The organism is Geodermatophilus sp. DF01-2 (assembly GCF_004571065.1).
GTDB lineage: Bacteria > Actinomycetota > Actinomycetes > Mycobacteriales > Geodermatophilaceae > Geodermatophilus.
This window is the reverse complement of sequence record NZ_SPQN01000060.1, coordinates 1-17,004: the sequence shown is the minus strand read 5'-3', so window position 1 is coordinate 17,004 and position 17,004 is coordinate 1. Positions and strand designations below refer to the sequence as shown.

17 protein-coding genes are annotated in these 17,004 nt (G+C 74.5%); 6 read left to right on the top strand and 11 right to left on the bottom strand.

Features of this window, described 5'->3' with window-relative positions:
* Both E4P41_RS15350 and E4P41_RS15345 read right to left on the bottom strand, forming a co-directional pair.
* A complete protein-coding gene (locus E4P41_RS15350; RefSeq protein ID WP_135142144.1) occupies nucleotides 1-1,116 on the bottom strand; it encodes a Ku protein in 1,116 nt (371 codons plus the stop codon).
* 129 nt (nucleotides 1,117-1,245) lie between these two features.
* Entirely contained in the window at nucleotides 1,246-1,809 is a 564-nt protein-coding gene (locus E4P41_RS15345; protein WP_135142143.1) for a DUF1360 domain-containing protein, read from the bottom strand.
* 189 nt (nucleotides 1,810-1,998) lie between these two features.
* Between E4P41_RS15345 and E4P41_RS15340 the strand changes: the two genes are divergently transcribed.
* Both E4P41_RS15340 and E4P41_RS15335 read left to right on the top strand, forming a co-directional pair.
* Nucleotides 1,999-2,412, top strand: a complete 414-nt coding sequence (locus tag E4P41_RS15340; RefSeq protein WP_135142142.1) for a hypothetical protein — start codon at nucleotides 1,999-2,001, stop codon at nucleotides 2,410-2,412.
* Nucleotides 2,413-2,821: 409 nt separating this feature from the next.
* Nucleotides 2,822-3,220, top strand: coding sequence for an STAS domain-containing protein (locus E4P41_RS15335; protein WP_135142141.1), 399 nt, complete (start codon nucleotides 2,822-2,824; stop codon nucleotides 3,218-3,220).
* A gap of 260 nt (nucleotides 3,221-3,480) precedes the next feature.
* On the opposite strand, the gene E4P41_RS15330 is transcribed toward E4P41_RS15335, so the two are convergent.
* Together E4P41_RS15330 and E4P41_RS15325 are read right to left on the bottom strand one after the other, a co-directional pair.
* The gene (locus E4P41_RS15330; protein WP_135142140.1) at nucleotides 3,481-4,500 is read right to left on the bottom strand and encodes a DNA topoisomerase IB; all 1,020 of its coding nucleotides are present in this window, start codon (nucleotides 4,498-4,500) and stop codon (nucleotides 3,481-3,483) included.
* 57 nt (nucleotides 4,501-4,557) lie between these two features.
* Nucleotides 4,558-6,375: a SpoIIE family protein phosphatase gene (locus tag E4P41_RS15325; protein ID WP_245177376.1), complete on the bottom strand. Its 1,818-nt coding sequence runs from the start codon at nucleotides 6,373-6,375 to the stop codon at nucleotides 4,558-4,560.
* Nucleotides 6,376-6,650: 275 nt separating this feature from the next.
* Between E4P41_RS15325 and E4P41_RS15320 the strand changes: the two genes are divergently transcribed.
* Nucleotides 6,651-7,148, top strand: coding sequence for an ATP-binding protein (locus tag E4P41_RS15320; RefSeq protein ID WP_135142138.1), 498 nt, complete (start codon nucleotides 6,651-6,653; stop codon nucleotides 7,146-7,148).
* Entirely contained in the window at nucleotides 7,145-8,269 is a 1,125-nt protein-coding gene (locus tag E4P41_RS15315; RefSeq protein WP_135142137.1) for an RNA polymerase sigma factor SigF, read from the top strand. The genes E4P41_RS15320 and E4P41_RS15315 overlap by 4 nt, the downstream gene beginning before the upstream one ends.
* Nucleotides 8,270-8,376: 107 nt before the next feature.
* Here the strand turns inward: E4P41_RS15315 and E4P41_RS15310 are convergent, their stop codons facing one another.
* Both E4P41_RS15310 and E4P41_RS15305 read right to left on the bottom strand, forming a co-directional pair.
* Nucleotides 8,377-9,561 (bottom strand): SPFH domain-containing protein, encoded by a 1,185-nt coding sequence (locus E4P41_RS15310; RefSeq protein ID WP_135142136.1) that lies wholly within the window; start codon nucleotides 9,559-9,561, stop codon nucleotides 8,377-8,379.
* Between the two features lie 94 nt (nucleotides 9,562-9,655).
* The gene (locus tag E4P41_RS15305) at nucleotides 9,656-10,099 is read right to left on the bottom strand and encodes an NfeD family protein (protein WP_135142135.1); all 444 of its coding nucleotides are present in this window, start codon (nucleotides 10,097-10,099) and stop codon (nucleotides 9,656-9,658) included.
* A gap of 85 nt (nucleotides 10,100-10,184) precedes the next feature.
* Between E4P41_RS15305 and E4P41_RS15300 the strand changes: the two genes are divergently transcribed.
* Nucleotides 10,185-10,922, top strand: a complete 738-nt coding sequence (locus tag E4P41_RS15300; protein WP_135142134.1) for a hypothetical protein — start codon at nucleotides 10,185-10,187, stop codon at nucleotides 10,920-10,922.
* A gap of 76 nt (nucleotides 10,923-10,998) precedes the next feature.
* Here E4P41_RS15300 and E4P41_RS15295 read toward each other — a convergent pair whose 3' ends face one another.
* The 3 genes from E4P41_RS15295 to fabG all read right to left on the bottom strand — a co-directional run bounded on the left by E4P41_RS15295 (nucleotide 10,999) and on the right by fabG (nucleotide 13,728).
* A complete protein-coding gene (locus tag E4P41_RS15295) occupies nucleotides 10,999-12,126 on the bottom strand; it encodes a ferrochelatase (RefSeq protein ID WP_209307738.1) in 1,128 nt (375 codons plus the stop codon).
* 68 nt (nucleotides 12,127-12,194) lie between these two features.
* Nucleotides 12,195-12,962 (bottom strand): enoyl-ACP reductase FabI, encoded by a 768-nt coding sequence (gene fabI, locus E4P41_RS15290; protein ID WP_135142133.1) that lies wholly within the window; start codon nucleotides 12,960-12,962, stop codon nucleotides 12,195-12,197.
* Between the two features lie 61 nt (nucleotides 12,963-13,023).
* Complete coding sequence (gene fabG / locus E4P41_RS15285; RefSeq protein WP_135142132.1) at nucleotides 13,024-13,728, bottom strand: 3-oxoacyl-ACP reductase FabG; 705 nt, start codon at nucleotides 13,726-13,728, stop codon at nucleotides 13,024-13,026.
* 107 nt (nucleotides 13,729-13,835) lie between these two features.
* Here fabG and E4P41_RS15280 point away from each other — a divergent pair, with 107 nt between their 5' ends.
* Nucleotides 13,836-14,807 carry an NADPH:quinone oxidoreductase family protein gene (locus E4P41_RS15280; protein ID WP_135142131.1) on the top strand — a complete coding sequence of 324 codons (972 nt, stop codon included), beginning with the start codon at nucleotides 13,836-13,838 and terminating at the stop codon, nucleotides 14,805-14,807.
* A 45-nt stretch (nucleotides 14,808-14,852) separates the two neighbouring features.
* Here E4P41_RS15280 and E4P41_RS15275 read toward each other — a convergent pair whose 3' ends face one another.
* Entirely contained in the window at nucleotides 14,853-15,809 is a 957-nt protein-coding gene (locus E4P41_RS15275) for a VWA domain-containing protein (RefSeq protein WP_135142130.1), read from the bottom strand.
* Between the two features lie 61 nt (nucleotides 15,810-15,870).
* Nucleotides 15,871-16,911, bottom strand: coding sequence for a DUF58 domain-containing protein (locus E4P41_RS15270; RefSeq protein ID WP_135142129.1), 1,041 nt, complete (start codon nucleotides 16,909-16,911; stop codon nucleotides 15,871-15,873).
* Nucleotides 16,912-17,004 lie beyond the last annotated feature (93 nt).

Below are 17,004 nucleotides of genomic sequence, written 5' to 3'. Positions count from 1 at the left end.
TCAGGCGCTGCGGCGGGCGCGCTTGGCCGGCTGCTCTGCAGCCGTGGCCTTCTTCGCCGCCGTGGCCCTCGTCTTCTTGTCGGCCGTCGTCCGCCTGGCCGTCGCCTTCTCGGCCGTCGTCTGCTTGGCCGTCGTCTTCCCGGCCGTCGTCTGCTTGGCCGTCCCCTTCCCGGCCGTCGTCCTCTCGGCCGTGGGCTTCTCGGCGGCGGTCGCCTTCCGCGCCGTGGTCCGGCGGGCCGGCGCCCCGTCCCCCTCGGCACCCGAGCGGGCCGGCACAGCCTTCTTCGCGGCGGTCGCCTTCTTCGCCGGCGCCCGGCGGGCCGGCGCCTCCTCGGCGGGGGCACCGCCGCGGGCGGCCTCCACGCTGCGGCGCAGCGCGCTCATCAGGTCCACGACCGCGGCGCCGGGGTCGGCCGTCTCGGGCAGCGGCTGCACCTCGCCACCGCTCTGCTTGGCCTCGAGCAGTGCGGCCATCGCCTCGCGGTAGTCGTCGGTGAACTCCGCCGGGTCGAAGTCGCCGGTCATCGAGCCGATCAGCGCCTCGGCCATCTGCAGCTCCTGCGGCCGGACGGCGACGTCCTCGTCCAGGAAGGCGAAGTCGGGACGGCGGATCTCGTCGGGCCAGCGCATCGTGTGCAGGACCATCACGCCGTCGCGCACCCGCAGCGCGGCCAGCGACTCCCGCTGCCGGATCGCGATCTTGGTGATGGCGACCCGGCCGGCGTTCTCCAGGGCGTCGCGGAGCAGCACGTACGGGCGGGTGGCCGAGGCGTCCGGCTCCAGGAAGTAGGTCTTCTCGAAGTGGATCGGGTCGATCTCGTCCTGGTCGACGAACTGCAGGACCTCGATCTCCCGCCGGGAGGCCAGCGGCAGCTCCTCGAAGTCCTCGTCGGTCAGCACCACCAGCTGGCCGTCGGGCAGCTCGTAGCCCTTGGCGATCTCGGAGTACTCGACCTCCTCGCCGTCGATCGAGCAGACCCGCCGGTACCTGATCCGGCCGCCGTCGGTGGCGTGCACCTGGTTGAACCGGATGTCGTGGTCCTCGGTGGCCGTGTACAGCTTCACGCCGATGCTGACCAGGCCGAACGAGACCGCCCCGCGCCAGATCGACCGCATGCCCTGCTCCTCAGAAAGACCGCTCCGCGACCGCGGGCGGGGAAGGCCGGGCGGTCAAGATCACCAGGATAGGCGCGCCACGCGCTCCGTGGCAGGTCCAGCGGCTCCTCCTCCCCCGGAGGGAGGGGTTCAGCTCCCGTCCCCGTCGTCCCCGATGGTCCGGCTCTGGATGGCGTCGTAGGCGAACTGCAGGACGTCGGACCCGGCGGCCGCGGTCATGGTCAGGGCCGCCAGCCGCGTGGCGTTGGGCGCGGCCACGTAGCCGAAGACGAACGCCGTCCCCACCCACTGCGCCAGGCAGAACGGGCAGGTCACCAGTTCGCCGACGGCGTGCTTCCAGCCGCCGTGCTCGCGGATCTCCTCGGAGAGCTCGGCCTCGCCGGACGCCCCGTTGAAGCGCGCGAACGGCGCCCGCAGCGGGCTGGTGACCGGGTCCTTGGCGATCCGGCGGGCCAGCCGGAAGGTGCCGATGGTCAGCAGGACGGCGTCGCCCAGCGGGATGCGCTCGGGCAGCTGCCGGCCCGAGGCGCGCACCACGGCCGCGCCGGCCGACACCACCACCCCGTAGACGCTCATCGCGCCGAGGAAGCCACCCAGCGGCCGGTCCTCCCCGCTCGTGTACGCCTGCTGCTGGGCCCGGGCCCAGCGGCGGACGGGGGAACCGATCCGCTGCACCTCGTCTGGGATCGCCATGGCAGCGGCGCTACCCCGCAGCGACAGCCGTCATGCGGAAGGCGCCGGACGGACGCCGGCGAGCCGGGTCGCGCATGGCCGCCGGACGACCGGGTAGGCGAGGAACCAGTCCGCGACCGGCCCGGGCCGCATCCCGGGGGGCCGGTTCCGTAGCACCTGTTCCGCAGCACCTGCACCAGGAGGCACCCCATGACGCAGCCCACCGAGGGCCAGACTGCCCGCGACGTCTTCCCCGAGGACGAGGGCGTCCCCGAGGTCTCCCAGGACGACTCGCCCACGATGGCGGAGGCCGAGGACCCCCAGTTCGCGCCCGTCCCCGGGGACGACCCCGGCGCCAGCGCCGACTTCGGCACGACCGCCTTCGAGCAGTCGGAGGGCGAGTCCCTCACCGGCCGTCTCGACCGGGAGGTGCCCGACGTCCAGCCGGGGGTACGGCCCGCCGAGGACCCCAGCCGCGGCATCGGACAGCTGGAGCAGGACTACGACACCACCCCGGACACCGACTCCGGCACCAACCGCACCGCCGACGACGTCGAGGCCAGCCTGGACCCCACCGTCGGCGGCGAGAGCCAGGAGGAGGCCGCCATCCATCCCGTGGACTGAGCAGGGATCCCCTGCCCCCGCCACCCGCGAGCTCGCGGCGGGACCCTGGAGGGGGCCACGCAGGCCGCGGCCCGTGGCCGGTCGGTCAATCGTCCCCTGACTCCGCCCCTTGAGCCGGCGTCCCCCGCTCGACCGGCCTGTCCGCTCGGGCGGGGAGCTCACCTACCCGATCGGGGGGATGTCGCCAGGGGATGGAGGCGGTCGTCGGGAGCGGGTTGGCACCGTCGACTCCGCGTGTCTACGTTGTGGTTGCGGTTGAGCAGGCAGCCGCGGTCGTGCCGGGGCAGCCCGGTGCGGACACGAACGACGACGTGCGTGTCCGGGGGCCACGACATCCGGGGGGCCGCACAGCGGTAGATTGACCGGGCGGTCGTGCCGCCGGGTACTGCCGTTGAGAGGAGCTCAGCCCGTGACCACATCCGACCTGCCTGCCGAGGGGCAGCCCGACGTGTCGACCGAGGGCACGGAGGCACCCTTCGACGACGTGATCACGCTCTCGACCTCCACCGGGGAGGACGGCGCGGTCACGGTGACGGTCGTCGGCGAAGTGGACACGTTCACCGCCCCGGTGCTCCGGTCGTCGCTCGACACCCAGCTCGAGCAGCAACCCAAGGGCCTGGTCATCGACCTGTCGGGCGTCCAGTTCCTCGGCTCCGCCGGGCTGGCCGTCCTCGTGGAGACGCAGAAGTCCGCCCGGTCCCGCGACGTCGACCTCCGCCTGGTCGCCACCACCCGCGCGGTCACCCGGCCGCTCGAGGTGACCGGCCTGATCGACCTGTTCACCATCGTGGACGGCAGCGCCCGCTGACCCGCTGACCGGGAGGCGGGTCCTGAGCCCGTACCCGCCACGACACGACGAGAGGCCCCGCTCCGGCGGGGCCTCTCGTCGTCGTTCGGCCCCAGGCCACATCCACTGCCTGACCGCGCGTCCGGCCCGCTCCGCGGCCGTCCCGAGTGACGGCCCTCGTCCAGAGCGTCCCCGAGCATCAGACGGCCCCTTCCAGGGCGTCCCCGAGCCTGCGAGGGAACCCAGGAGGGTGCGTCCTCTCTCCAGGACGGAGTCGCTGCTCAGGCGCTGAGCAGCTGACAGACCGCCCGCTCCAGCACCTGCTGCGCCGACCGGTCGTCGGGCGCCGATGCCGCCTCCTCCAGGGCGTGCACGACGGTCTCGCCGTGCTCGAACCGGTCGACCACGCGAGGGTCGACGTAGCTGGCCTTGCAGACGGCCGGCGTGTTGCCCAGCGTCTCCGAGACCCGCTCGTAGGCCTGCTTGAGCACCCGCCGGCGCGCGGTCTTGGTGTCCGGCGGGGACGTCTCGGCGAGCGTGGCGGCCATCAACACGGTGGCGTTCCAGGTGCGGAAGTCCTTCGCGGTGATCTCCGCGTCACTGATCTCCTTGAGGTAGGCGTTGACCTCGGTGCTGGTCACGTCGTGCCATGTCCGCTCGTCGCAGCCCGGCTCGTCCACCCAGTAACCGAGCAGCTCCTCCCCCTCGTCGGGTCGCCGGAGCAGCTCGCGGACCACCGCGGCGGTCGGCTGGTCGGTGACCTCCAGCTCACGATCGATGCCGCCCTTGGCGGTGTAGGAGAAGAAGACGCGCTCGCCGCGCACCCGCACGTGGTCCTTGCGCAGGGTCGCGAGCCCGTAGGTGCCGTTGTCCTCGGCGTACTGCTCGCTGCCTACCCGGAAGGCACCGAGGTCGAGCAGCCGGACGGCGGTCGCGAGCACCCGCTCCCGGGTGAGCCCCTTGTCGGCGATCGCCTCGGCCACGGCGTCGCGCACGTCGGGCAGCTGGTGGGCGATCTCCAGCACCCGCTCGTGCTTCTCGGCGTCACGCCGGGCCCGCCACTCGTCGTGGTAGCGGTACTGCCGACGGCCGGCGGCGTCCACGCCCGTGGCCTGGATGTGGCCGTTGGGCCACGGGCAGATCCAGACGTCTCGCCACGCCGGCGGGATGGCCAGCGCGCGGACGCGGTCGAGCCGTTCGTCCTTGATGAGAGCGCCGTCGAAGTCGTAGTACGCGAAGCCGCGGCCGGCCCGTTTGCGACGCCATCCGGGGCCGTGCACGTCGCTGCGGCGGAGTCTCACGCCAGGAGGATGGGCACCACCGGCGTTCCGCAAACCCGAGCCGCCGGGTGTCGCTCGTCAGCGCAGCTCGACCAGGCCGCCCAGCCCGCTGATCTCGAGGATGTGCCGGGTCACCCCGCCCTCGGGCGCGTGCACCACCAACCGCCAACCCTCCTCGCCGGCGATCCGCGCCATCGCGAGGACCACGCGCACCGCCGCGCTGCTGAACAGGGTCACCGCGGTGAGGTCCAGCTCGACCCGACCGGTGCCGCCATGGCTGGCCTCCAGCAGCCGGATGCGCATCTGCTCGGCGCCGACCAGGTCCACCGCACCGGCGACCCGGACGACCGGGCGCTCGCTGGTCCGGTCGACGGCGACGTCCGCCGCGGTGGTGCCGCCGGGACGGTCCTCGTCGCCCTCGGGGCTGCGGCGCAGCCGCATGCTCAGCGTCACGGTGGTGCCGTGCTCGCCCTGCAGCACCACGCCGTCGACCAGCTGGCGCATGATCAGCAGTCCGCGGCCCCGGTCGCCGGGGTCCCGGTCCGGCGGGCGCCACCGGCCCCGGTCGCGCACGGTGACGGTGAGCTGGCCGTCGACGTCGACCGCCGCGGTCACCTGCATCCGGCCGGGTTCGACGCCCCGGTAAGCGTGCTCGGCCGCGTTGGCGGCGGCCTCTCCCACCGCGACCATGACGCCGACCCGGTCCTGCTCGCCCATGCCCAGGCCGGTCAGCCAGGCCCCCAGGTGGCGGCGGACGGTCGGCAGCGCGGCGGGGACGGCCGGAAGGTCCAGGTCCAGCGGCTCGGTGGTCTCCGCACGGCGGTGCGCGACCAGGACGGCGATGTCATCGGGGCGCTCGGAGGCCACCAGCCTCTCGAGAATGGCCGCGGCCAGCTCGCTCGGCGCGTCGCCGTCGAGGGCGCCGGGGGCGGCGAGCGCGGCGTGAGACACCTCGGCCAGCCGGCCGAGGCCCTGCGCGGACAGCGGCCCCGCGGCGGCGACCGCCCCGTCGGAGAAGAGCACGAGCGTCGCGCCCTGCGGCAGCTGCGCGCTGGCCGCGACGGTCGGCGCGCCCGGCAGGCTGCCCAACGGCGGGCGGGGCTCCAGCGGGAGGAACTCCGCGCTCCCGTCGGGCTGCACCAGCAAGGGCGCGGGATGACCCGCTGCGGCGTAGGTCAGCCGCCCGGTGGCGGCCTCCAGCACCCCGTAGAAGACGGAGGCGCCCTCGATGTCCTCCATCTGGCCGGCGAACGCGTCGAGCGCGGCGACGACCGCGGCCGGCGACGGGTCGCGCATCGCGACCGAGCGCATGGCCCCGCGCAGCCGGCTCATCGCCCCGGCGGCCGCCACGCCGTGGCCGACGGCGTCACCGACGACGAGTGCCAGCCGGCCGCGCCCCAGGGGGACCGCGTCGTACCAGTCACCGCCGGCCGCCCGCACGGAGGTGGCACGGTGGTAGCTGCCCGACAGGCGCACGTCCGGCAGCAGCGGCAGCGTCGGCGGGAGCAGCGAGTGCTGCACCTGGTCGACGACGTCGCCCTCGGCGATGGCCCTTCCGTGCCCGACCCCGGAGGACTCCGCCCGCGCGGCCTCCAGGAGGAGGAGCACCCCCGGCTGCCCCCGAACCTGCAGCGGATGCAGGACGACGGTGGCCGCCCGGCCGTCGGGCCCCGGGTCGCCGTGCACCGTCTCGGGGCGTCCACTGCGGGCCACGACGCCGGCCAGGTCGGCGACGCGGTGGCCGGCGACCGAAGGCAGGTCTCCGGGCGCCTTCCCGAGCGCTCTGGCCCGGGCGTTGGCCCACACCGGCTCCAGAGCCGGCCCGGCCAGGCAGAAGATGGCGGCGTGGGCGGTCTCCATCGCCGCGACCAGCGCGGCTCCGCCGGCGTCCTCCATCGGTACAGGCCCGGGCGGGGGGCTCTCCTGGCTGGCGTTCATCCCGGGCCAGCCAACCGCAGGGCCCCGACACCGGCAACCGCGCTCACCTGCCCCGCGACCTGGGGTTTGACCGCCGTCCCCACCGGGGTAGCCCTCCTCGTCGGACGTGCCGTCCGACCGGGGCCGACAGGGCCGGCAGCCGGTCGGGCAGGATGGGATACGAACCGCACGGACCGGGACCTCCACGGTCTCCGGCGTGCAGTCACCACGCGAGGATGAGGAGCGGACGACGGATGGTGGACTCGAGGGGTGCCCTCGCGCAGGACGGGCGGCGCGCCGAGCGACTGGAACTGCGGGTGCCCACCACCCCCACCCAGCTGCCCGCGGTGCGGGCCATGGCCGGTGACCTGGCGATGCGGATGGACTACGACCTCGACGCGGTGGAAGACCTCCGGCTGGCCGTTGACGAGGCCTGCGCCACCCTCTCCGCCATCGTCTCGGGTGACCGCCGGCTGACCGTGGTCTTCGAGACGACCCGCCAGGGCCTGCACATCGACGCGTGGGTACCGACGACCGAGGGCACCGACGTCCCCCGCGACGGCTTCGGCTGGGCGGTGCTGCACACCCTGGTCGACCAGGTCGACGCCGGCCCCGCCACGCAGGCCACCGTCCCGGCCGGCGACGGCAGCGCCGCGCCGGTCGCCGTGATCTCCATGGACAAGTACCTCCCGGGACAGCGCCCCGAGCAGAGGCTCGGGGACTCGGGCCAGAACGTCTCGGTGGCGCGGTGACCGGGGGCGCAGCCTCGAAGCCACAGACCGTCGAGGAGGACACCCTGCGCGACGACGAGTTCCCGACCCACCCGCGAGGCTCGGAGGGCGAGGTCGCGTCCGAGGCCCAGCCCGTCGTGGTGCCCGATCCGCGCAGCGAGGCCGTTCCCCCGCGGGACACCGTCGGGCCGGTGGAGGACGAGGCTCCGGACGCCGACCCCGAGGCCCAGCAGGACGAGGCCGAGGACGCCGAGTCGGACGACGACGAGGCGGACGACGACGAGGCCGAGGACGACGAGTCGGAGGGCACCGGGTCCGGCAGCGGGTCGGACGCCGGGGGCGACGGCGAGACCGCGGCAGCCGGCTCCGCGCCCGTCTCGGAGAACCGCCGCCGGGCCGAGCGCACCGCGCCGCTGTTCGCCGAGCTCGCCGCGCTGGACAAGGACGACCCCCGCCGCGAGCGGCTGCGGGAGATGCTCGTCGAGGAGCACCTGCCGCTCGTGCGGCACTTCGCCCGCCGGTTCAGCAACCGCGGCGAGCCCTTCGACGATCTGCTGCAGGTGGGCACCCTCGGCCTGATCGCCGCGATCGACCGCTTCGACCCCAGCCGCGGGGTGGAGTTCCTCTCCTTCGCCGTCCCGACCATCACCGGCGAGATCAAGCGGCACTTCCGCGACCAGGGCTGGTCGGTGCGCGTGCCGCGGCGGCTGCAGGAGCTGCACCTGTCGCTCAACGCCGCGGTCGGCGAGCTGGCGCAGAAGAACGGCCGCGCGCCGACGCCGAGCGAGCTGGCCGAGCACCTGGGTATCCCCCGCGCGGACGTCCTCGAGGGGCTCGCCGTGGCGAACGCCTACCGCAGCAGCTCGCTGGACGAGCGGCTCTCCGGCGAGGACGACTCGCCCACCCTGGCGGCCACCCTCGGCGAGGAGGACGCCGCGCTGGAGGGCGTGGAGTACCGCGAGTCGCTGCAGCCGCTGCTGGCCACGATCCCCGCCCGGGAGCGGCGCATCCTCATCCTGCGGTTCTTCGGCAACATGACCCAGTCGCAGATCGCCGCGGATATCGGCATCTCGCAGATGCACGTCTCCCGGCTGCTGAGCCAGACCCTGGCCAAGCTCCGCGAAGGCCTGCTCAAGGATTAGCGGTTCCGCGGCGGGGCCGGAGGCGCCTCCCGCCGCGGACCGCGAGTGCGCTCAGGGCGAGCCGGGGACGGCACGTGGCCGCGGTGTCGTCCGGTAGGACGACGGCGTCATCGCGGCTGGGGCTCCCCGTCGGCGGTCTCCTCCTCGGCGGCGCGGGCCAGTGACGTGGTGTCCGGCATCTCCGGGGCGGGGACGGCGGGCGCGGTGTCGGCGATGCTGGTCAGCTCGATCTTCGCCTCGGGCTGGTCCGCGGCCGGCGGCAACGCCGACTCGAACCAGCCGGAGGTGTCCATCTCGGCGGTCGGCCGGCCCGCGCCGTCCCCCGACGGGCCGACGTCCATCCAGGACCGCCCGTCGCCGTCCGCACCCCCCAGCTTCGCCAGGCCCTCCAGGGCCTTGCTGAACTCGCTGGGGACGATCCACATCTTGTTGGCGTCGCCCTGGGCGATCTGCGGGAGCGTCTGCAGGTACTGGTAGGCCAACAGGCCCTGATCGGGCTTGCCGTCGTGGATGGCCTGGAACACCGTCTCGATCGACTTGGCCTGGCCCTGCGCCTGCAGGAACAGCGCCGCCCGCTCGCCCTCGGCGCGCAGGATGCGGCTCTGCCGCTCGGCCTCGGCCTCGAGGATCGCGGCCTGCTTGCGGCCCTCCGCCGACAGGATCGCCGAGGCCTTCTCCCCCTCGGCCGTGGTGATCGCCGACTGCCGCTGTCCCTCGGCCTGCAGGATCATCGCCCGCTTGTCGCGGTCGGCGCGCATCTGCTTCTCCATCGAGTCCTGGATGGACGGCGGCGGGTCGATCGCCTTGATCTCCACCCGCGCCACCCGCAGGCCCCACGGGCCGGTGGTGCCGTCGAGCACCTCGCGCAGCTGGCTGTTGATGCCGTCGCGGCCGGTCAGCGCGCCCTCGAGGTTGAGCCCGCCGACCACGTTGCGCAGCGTGGTCGTGGTGAGCTGCTCCATGCCGGTGATGTAGTTGGCGATGCCGTAGGTGGCCAGCCGCGGGTCGGTGACCTGGAAGTAGACGACGGTGTCGATGCCCACCTGCAGGTTGTCCGCGGTGATCACCGGCTGCGGCGGGAAGGAGACCACCTGCTCGCGCAGGTCGATGGTCGCCCGGACGCGGTCGATGAAAGGGGCCAGCAGCGACAGGCCCGGGGAGAGGGTGCGGCTGTAGCGGCCGAGCCGCTCGACGACCTTGGCCTGTGCCTGCGGCACGATCGTGACGCTCTTGGCGACGACGACGATGATCAGCAGGGCGACGACGACGAGGGCGATCAGTGCGGGCGTCACGGGAACGCTCCCTTCTGGGGGATCTGCCTCCGATCCTGCCCCGTTCCGGTGACGTCGTGGTCACGGCTCGGCGCGACCTCACCCGCGGGAGGGGTCACTCCAGCTCGAGGGCGTCGCCGACGACGGCCGTGGCGCCGTCCACCTGGAGGATCCGCACGGTCGCTCCCACCGGGAACCGTTCGCCGCCGTACTGACTGCGGGCGGTCCACTCGTCGGCGCCCAGGCGGATGCGCCCGCCGTGCCCGTCGACCGCCTGGCTCACCTTCGCCGTCCGGCCGATCAGCGCGGCGACGCCGTCCAGCTGCTCGGGGGTGCCCTCGGCGAGGTGCCGCTTGGCCAGCGGCCGGACCAGCGCCAGCAGCAGCGCGGAGACGACGACGAACGCGACCAGCTGCAGCACCACCGAGCCGCCGACCAGGGCGACGCCGACGCCGCCGAGCGCGCCGCCGGCCAGCATCAGGAGGAACAGGTCGCCGCTGGCCAGCTCACCGGCGGCGAACAGGCCCGAGGCGATCAGCCACAGCAGCCAGGCGTCCACCGCCCCACTCTCCCAGACCCCTGCGGCGGTGTGATCGTCCTCGCGGCCGCCGTCACCCGGGCGGGCTCCGGCATAACCTCGCCGGGTGCACGACTTCCCCGCCGGCCGGTTCGCGGTCTGGGCGACCGCCTGGCTCACCGGCCGCACCTCCTACGACGACGCGCTCGACGCGCTGGTCGGCGACAGTGCCCACCGGGTGGCCGGCCTGCCCTGCACCGACGAGGCCGTCCCCCTCGGCTGGGCGCTGAGCGCGCTGCGCAGCGCCGGGGAGCGCCGCTTCCGCCTGGTGCTGCCGGTGCCCGGCGACGTGCGCGGCCTGCCCCGCGTGCCGGGTCTCTCCGAGCTGGGCCTGGAAGCCGGCCAGGCTGCGGTCGGCGAACGCCTCGCGCTGGTGCCCGAGGCGCTGGGCCCGGAGGCGGTGCAGTGGACGGCGTTCGACCTGACCGGCGTCCCGCCGGTGCCGCCGCCGGTCGAGGGGACGCTGCGTGCGGTGTCCGGCGTGCTCGACCTCGCCGTCGGCGACGCGGCCCGCACGCTGGTCGAGCTCGACCTGGCCCGCTGGCACCCCGAGGTGCCGGCGCTGCTCGCCGGGCTGGCCGAGGCCGCGCACGTGCCGGGGATGCCGCCGGGCACCGACCCGCTGGCGATGACCCTGCTGGCGCGGGCCCAGCGGCTGGCCAAGGTGCTTGACCTGGCGCTCACCGACGCCCCCGGGGGCGCGGTCACCCACCGCCAGGCCGCCGCCCGCGACGACGCCCTGCGCCCCCTCGCGGAGGCGGTGCGCGAGGCGATCACGGCCGCGTTCAACAACATCCCCCGGTAGGAGTGCGACTCTTGCGGTCTCCTCCCTGCTCCGGCTGTGTCACAACGCCGCAGAAGCGAGGAGGACACCGCAAGAGTCAGGAGTCCGCGGGACGAGGCGCCGGCCGCGCCACGAGACAGCAGGCGGCCGGGCAGTCGGTGCCCAGACGCGGTTCCCCGCCGGCGCGGCGCTCCTGCAGCAGCTCGACCAGCGAGCGGACGAAGGCCGGATGGGTGCCGGCGGTCGCGGCGCGGGCGAAGGCCAGCCCCACTTCCGAGGCGGTCGCGCGGGCCTCGTTGTCGAGGTCCCAGACCACCTCGAGGTGGTCGCTGACGAAGCCGACCGGGAAGAGCGCGACCGCCCGCTCCCCCGCCGCGGCCAGCGCGCGCAGGTGGTCGTTGACGTCGGGCTCCAGCCACGGCACCGACGGCGGGCCGCTGCGGCTCTGCCACACCAGGTCGAAGGACCGGCCGGGCGCGGCGGCGTCCACGACGAGCTGCGCGGCGGCCGTGAGCTCGGCCTCGTAGGCGTGCCCCTCGGGCCCGGCGACGGCGGCCATCGCGTCCGGGATGGAGTGCGCGGTGGCGACCAGCCGGGCGGTGCCGCGGACCTCCTCGGGCAGCGAGGCGATGGCGGCGGCCAGCGCGTCGGCGTTGGCCCGGACGAAGCCCGGCGCGTCGAAGTAGTGCGGCAGCTTCTCCGCCGTCGGGCCCCCGCCGGTCACGACTCGGGCCCGGGCGACGTCCTCGTGGTACTGCCGGCAGCCGGAGTACGAGGCGTAGGCCGAGGTGGCGAGGACGTAGACGTGCTCGACGCCGTCGTCGGCCAGCTGCCGCCAGGTGTCCTCGACGTAGGGTGCCCAGTTCCGGTTGCCCCAGTAGACCGGCAGCTGCACGCCGGCGGCGGCGAGGTCGGCCTCGACCGCGGCGATCAGCGCCTCGTTCTGGTCGTTGATCGGGCTGACGCCGCCGAAGGAGTGGTAGTGCTCGGCGACCTCCTCGAGCCGCTCGCGCGGGATGCCGCGGCCGCGGGTGACGTTCTCCAGGAACGGCATGACGTCGTCGTGTCCCTCGGGGCCGCCGAAGGAGAGCACCAGCAGCGCCTCCCGGCGTCCGGCCGGGGCGGACTCGGCCGACGGGGGGACACCGCCGTTGTTGCGGACGGCCAGGGACGGGTCCTCGTCGGGTCGCCGGCCGGGGTTGATGTCGACGGTGGCGCGGGGCACGTACTTCCTTCTCGATGTGGGACGGCGGCGGATGCGCTCACACGCCGACGGCGTGGCTCTCGTGACCTTCACACGCCTACGGCGTGGAAGCCCCCGTCGACGTGGACGATCTCGCCCGTGGTGGCCGGGAACCAGTCCGACAGCAGCGCGACGACCGCCTTGCCCGCCGGATCGGTGTCGGTGACCGACCAGCCCAGCGGCGCGCGGGTCTCCCACGCCTCCTCGAACTGCTTGCTGCCCGGGATGGACCTCATCGCCATGCTGCGCAGCGGTCCCGCGGCGACCAGGTTGACCCGCACCCCCTCGGGCCCGAGCTCGCGGGCGAGGTAGCGGGAGGTCGACTCCAGCCCCGCCTTGGCCGCGCCCATCCAGCCGTAGACCGGCCAGGCGACGGTCGCGTCGAAGGTCAGCCCGACGACCGAGGCCCGCTCGCCGAACAGCGGCCGGCAGGCCTGGGTGAGCGAGGCCATCGACCAGGTCGACACCTGGAACGCCGTGGCCGCGTGCTCCCAGGCGACCTCGGGAAAGCCCTCGCCCATCGCCTCCTGGGGCGCGAAACCGATGGAGTGGACGACGCCGTCGAGGGAGTCGACGTGCTCGCGCAGCCGCTGGGCCAGGGTCGACAGGTGCTCGGTGTTCGTCACGTCGAGCTCGACCACCGGCGCCTCCTGCGGCAACCGCTTGGCGATCCGCTGGCACAGCGACAGCGCGCGGCCGAAGTTGGAGAGGACGACGGTGGCGCCCTGCTCCTGCGCGATCCGGGCGGTCGCGTACGCGATCGACGCCTCGGTGAGGACGCCGGTGACGAGGACCGACTTCCCCTCCAGGATGCCCATCAGTGCCCCATTCCCAGTCCGCTACCGACCGGGCCGCGCGCCAAGCCGAGGATGCCGCTCATCAGTGCCCCATTCCCAGTCCGCCGTCGACCGGGACGACCGCCCCGGTGATGTAGCCGGCCGCGTCGCTCGCCAGGAAGCGCACCACGCCGGCGATCTCCTCCGACGAGGCGTACCGCCCCAGCGGCACCTGCCCGAGGATCTCCTGCTGCCGCTTCTCCGGCAGCTGCGCCGTCATGTCGGTCTCGACGAAGCCGGGGGCCACCACGTTGGCGGTGATGCCGCGGCTGCCCAGCTCGCGGGAGATCGACCGGGCCAGGCCCACCAGCCCGGCCTTCGACGCCGCATAGTTCGTCTGCCCCGCCGAGCCCAGCAGGCCCACGACCGAGGAGACGAAGACCATCCGGCCGGAGCGGGCGCGCACCATCCTGGCCGCGGCCCGCTTCGACACCCGGTAGGCCGCGGTCAGGTTGGCGTCGAGGACGTCGGTGAAGTCCTCCTCCTTCATCCGCATGAGCAGCCCGTCGCGGGTGATGCCGGCGTTGCTGACCAGCACCTCCACCGGCCCCTGGTGCTCCTCGACCTCGGTGAAGGCCCGGTCGACGGCGGCGGCGTCGGTGACGTCGCACTGCACCCCGAACAGCCCGTCGGGAGCGCCGCTGCCGCGGTGGGTCACGGCCACCGAGTCGCCCTGTTCGGCGAACGCGCGGGCGATCGCGAGCCCGATCCCCCGGTTGCCGCCGGTCACGAGCACCGATCTGCCCACGTGCCACTCCCCTGCGCCGGTCGCTGACGTCGGCTTTCGAACCTAGTCGGTCGGCGCAGGTCACACCTCCGCGCGGCAGCGATGCCCCGCCCACCTAGCCTCACGCCATGCGAGCCGTGCAGATCACCCGCTTCGGCGGCCCCGAGGTCCTCGACGTCGTCGACCTGCCCGACCCGGTCCCCGGGGACGGGCAGCAGCTGTTCGACGTCGCCGCCGCCGGCATCAACTACGCCGACACCCACCAGATCGAGAACAGCTACCTCGCCGCCCAGCAGCTGCCGCTCGTGCCGGGCGCGGAGTTCGTCGGGACGCCGGCCGGCGGCGGCCCGCGGGTGGTGGGCCTGCTCGACGGCGGGGGCTACGCGGAGAAGGTCGCCGCGCACCCGCGGCTGACCTGGCAGGTGCCCGAAGGGGTCGGCGACGAGCAGGCGCTGGCCGTCGTCCTGCAGGGCACCACCGCCTGGCACCTGCTGCGCACCAGCGCCCACCTGGCCGCCGGGGAGACCGTCGTCGTCATCGCCGGTGCCGGCGGCGTCGGGTCGCTGGCCGTCCAGCTCGCCCGCCGCTGGGGCGCCGGGCGGGTGATCGCCACCGCGTCCAGTCCGGAGAAGCGGGCGCTGACCGAGGAGCTCGGCGCCGACGCCTCCGTCGACCCCGCCCTCGCCGACGACGACCCGAAGGCCTTCACCGCCGCGCTGCGCGAGGCCAACGGCGGCCGGCCGGTCGACGTCGTCCTGGAGATGACCGGCGGCAACGTCTTCGACGGCTCGCTGGCGGCGCTGGCGCCGTTCGGCCGGCTGGTCACCTACGGCATGGCGGCCCGCCAGGAGACCCGGTCGGTCGCCCCGGGCATGCTGCTGCAGCGCAGCCGCGCGGTCGTCGGCTTCTGGCTGGCCCACTGCATGGCGCGGCCGGCCATGCTCGACGACGCGATGGCCGAGCTGCTGCCCCTGGTCGCCGACGGCGCGCTGCGACCGGTCGTCGGCGGCCGCTACCCGCTGACCGCCGTCCGCGAGGCGCACCAGGACCTGCTGGCCCGCCGCACCACCGGCAAGCTCGTCCTCGACCCCTCCCGCTGAGACGCGGAGTCGCTCGGTGACGGTTTCCGTCACCGAGCGACTCCGCTACAGCAGGCGGTTGGTCCAGAGCAGGCTGAGGACGACGCCGAGCATCGCGAACAGCACTCCGCCGCGGACGAACCAGTAGCTGACGTCGCGGGCCTCGGTGGTGTAGCCGATCTGGCTGCCGAGGTCCTGGTAGACCTCCTCGAGCTCGGCCGCGCTGGCCGCCTCGCTATAGCTGCCGCCGGTCTCCTCGGCGATCTCCTCGAGCGTCGCGCGGTCCACCGGCACCGGAACCCGCTCGCCGTCGAGGTCCAGCGTGCCGTAGTCGGTGCCGAAGGCGATCGTCGAGACGGGGATGCCGGCGTCCACCGCGGCGTCGACGGCCTGCGTGTCGGGGCGGCCGACGGTGTTGTAGCCGTCGGAGAGCAGCACGATCGCCGCCGGCGGCACCTCCTCGCCATCGGCGGCCAGCGACGACTGGAAGTTCTCGATCGCGGTCAGCGAGGTGAAGACCGCTTCCCCGATCGCCGTGGACTCGGCCAGCTCGAGGTTGTCGATCGCGGTGCGCACCTGGGCGCGGTCGGTGGTCGGGGTGACCACCGTGGTCGCGGTGCCGGCGAAGGAGACCAGGCCGAGGTTGATCCGCTCGGGCAGGACGTCGACGAACTCCTTGGCCGCCATCTGCATCGCCTCGAAGCGGCTGGGCTCGACGTCGCCGGCTCGCATCGACAGCGAGACGTCGACGGCCATGACCACCGTCGCCCGCTCCCGCGGCACCTGCACCTCGGTGCTCGGCACCGCCAGGGACACGATGAGCGCGGCCAGCCCGAGCGCCACCAGCCCGAACGACAGATGCCGCCGCCAGCCGGGCCGTCTCGGCACCAGCGTGCCCAGCAGGGCGACGTTGGTGAACCGCGCCGCGTAGGCCTTGCGGCGCAGTTGCAGCACCACGTACAGCGCCACCAGCGCGACGACGGCGAGCAGGCCGAGCAGCCACCACGGGGCCTGGAACGTCATCGGGAGGCTCCTCCCCTGCCGGCACACCGGCGGTCGAGTAGCGATGTCAGCGACCAGGACGTCATCGGGAGGCTCCTCCGCTGCCGGCACGCCGGCGGTCGGCGACGAAACGCACCACGTCCATGAGCCAGTCGCGGTCCGTGCGCAGTTGCAGGTGCCCGGCGCCGGCGCGGCGCAGCCCGGCGGCGATCGCCTGCCGCTGGGCCGCGGCGCCGGCGGCGAACCGGGCGCGGAACTCGGCGTCGCCGGTGGGCACCTCGAGGGTCTGGCCGCTCTCGGGGTCGACGACGGTCAGCAGGCCCACGTCGGCGAGCTCCAGCTCCCGCGGGTCGACCACCTCGATGGCCAGCAGCTCGTGCCGGGCCCCCAGACCGCGCAGCGGGCGCTCCCAGTCGGCCGGACCCTGCACGTCCGATCCCAGGAAGTCGGACACCACGACGACCAGTCCGCGGCGTCGCGGCGGCCGGCGCAGCGACTCGATCGCGGCGGCGAGGTCGCCGCGCCGCCCACCCGCGGCCCGTGGCGTCGCCACGACCGCGCGCAGCAGCCGGTCGGCGGCCAGCCGGCCGGCCGTAGCCGGGTACCGGTCGACCCGCTCCCCGGTGGTGACGACGGCGCCGAGCCGGTTGCCGCCGCGCACGGTGAGGTGGCTGACCGCGGCCAGCCCGGCGATCGCCAGGTCGCGTTTGGCGCAGGCGGCGGTGCCGAAGTCGAGGCTGGCGGAGAGGTCCACGACCGCCCAGGTCTCCAGCTCGCGGTCGGCGATCGTCTCGCGGACGTGCGGCACCTGGGTGCGCGCGGTCACCGGCCAGTCCATCCGCCGGACGTCGTCCCCCGGGTGGTACGTGCGCGAGTCACCGGCCTCGCTGCCCGACCCCGGCACCAGCCCCAGGTGGTCGCCCTGCAGCAGGCCGTCGAGGCGGCGCCGGACGGTGAGCTCGAGGCGCTGCAGGAGGACGTCGGCCGGGCCCTCGGCGAAGTGCGGCGGCGGGCCGTCCCCGGCACCGGGGTCGATTCCGGACCCGGGGGTGGGTGCGGGCCCGGCGTGCTCCGGGGCCTGCCCGGGAGTCCAGGTGCCGCCGGACCGGCGACGGAGGATCACGCCGACGACGACCCGCGGTCGGCGCCGTTCGGGGACCCGGCCGGCCGGCCCTGCGGCCCGAGGCCGCCGAACGGCGCGCCGGGCGGCAAGATC

What these genes read in the sequence shown, in the direction of transcription:
- E4P41_RS15350 (WP_135142144.1), bottom strand. Translation starts at nt 1,116, where the DNA reads ATGCGGTCGATCTGGCGCGGGGCGGTCTCGTTCGGCCTGGTCAGCATC.
- E4P41_RS15345 (WP_135142143.1), bottom strand. Translation starts at nt 1,809, where the DNA reads ATGGCGATCCCAGACGAGGTGCAGCGGATCGGTTCCCCCGTCCGCCGC.
- E4P41_RS15340 (WP_135142142.1), top strand. Translation starts at nt 1,999, where the DNA reads ATGACGCAGCCCACCGAGGGCCAGACTGCCCGCGACGTCTTCCCCGAG.
- E4P41_RS15325 (WP_245177376.1), bottom strand. Translation starts at nt 6,375, where the DNA reads ATGGAGGACGCCGGCGGAGCCGCGCTGGTCGCGGCGATGGAGACCGCC.
- E4P41_RS15320 (WP_135142138.1), top strand. Translation starts at nt 6,651, where the DNA reads ATGGTGGACTCGAGGGGTGCCCTCGCGCAGGACGGGCGGCGCGCCGAG.
- fabI (WP_135142133.1), bottom strand. Translation starts at nt 12,962, where the DNA reads ATGGGCATCCTGGAGGGGAAGTCGGTCCTCGTCACCGGCGTCCTCACC.
- E4P41_RS15280 (WP_135142131.1), top strand. Translation starts at nt 13,836, where the DNA reads ATGCGAGCCGTGCAGATCACCCGCTTCGGCGGCCCCGAGGTCCTCGAC.
- E4P41_RS15275 (WP_135142130.1), bottom strand. Translation starts at nt 15,809, where the DNA reads ATGACGTTCCAGGCCCCGTGGTGGCTGCTCGGCCTGCTCGCCGTCGTC.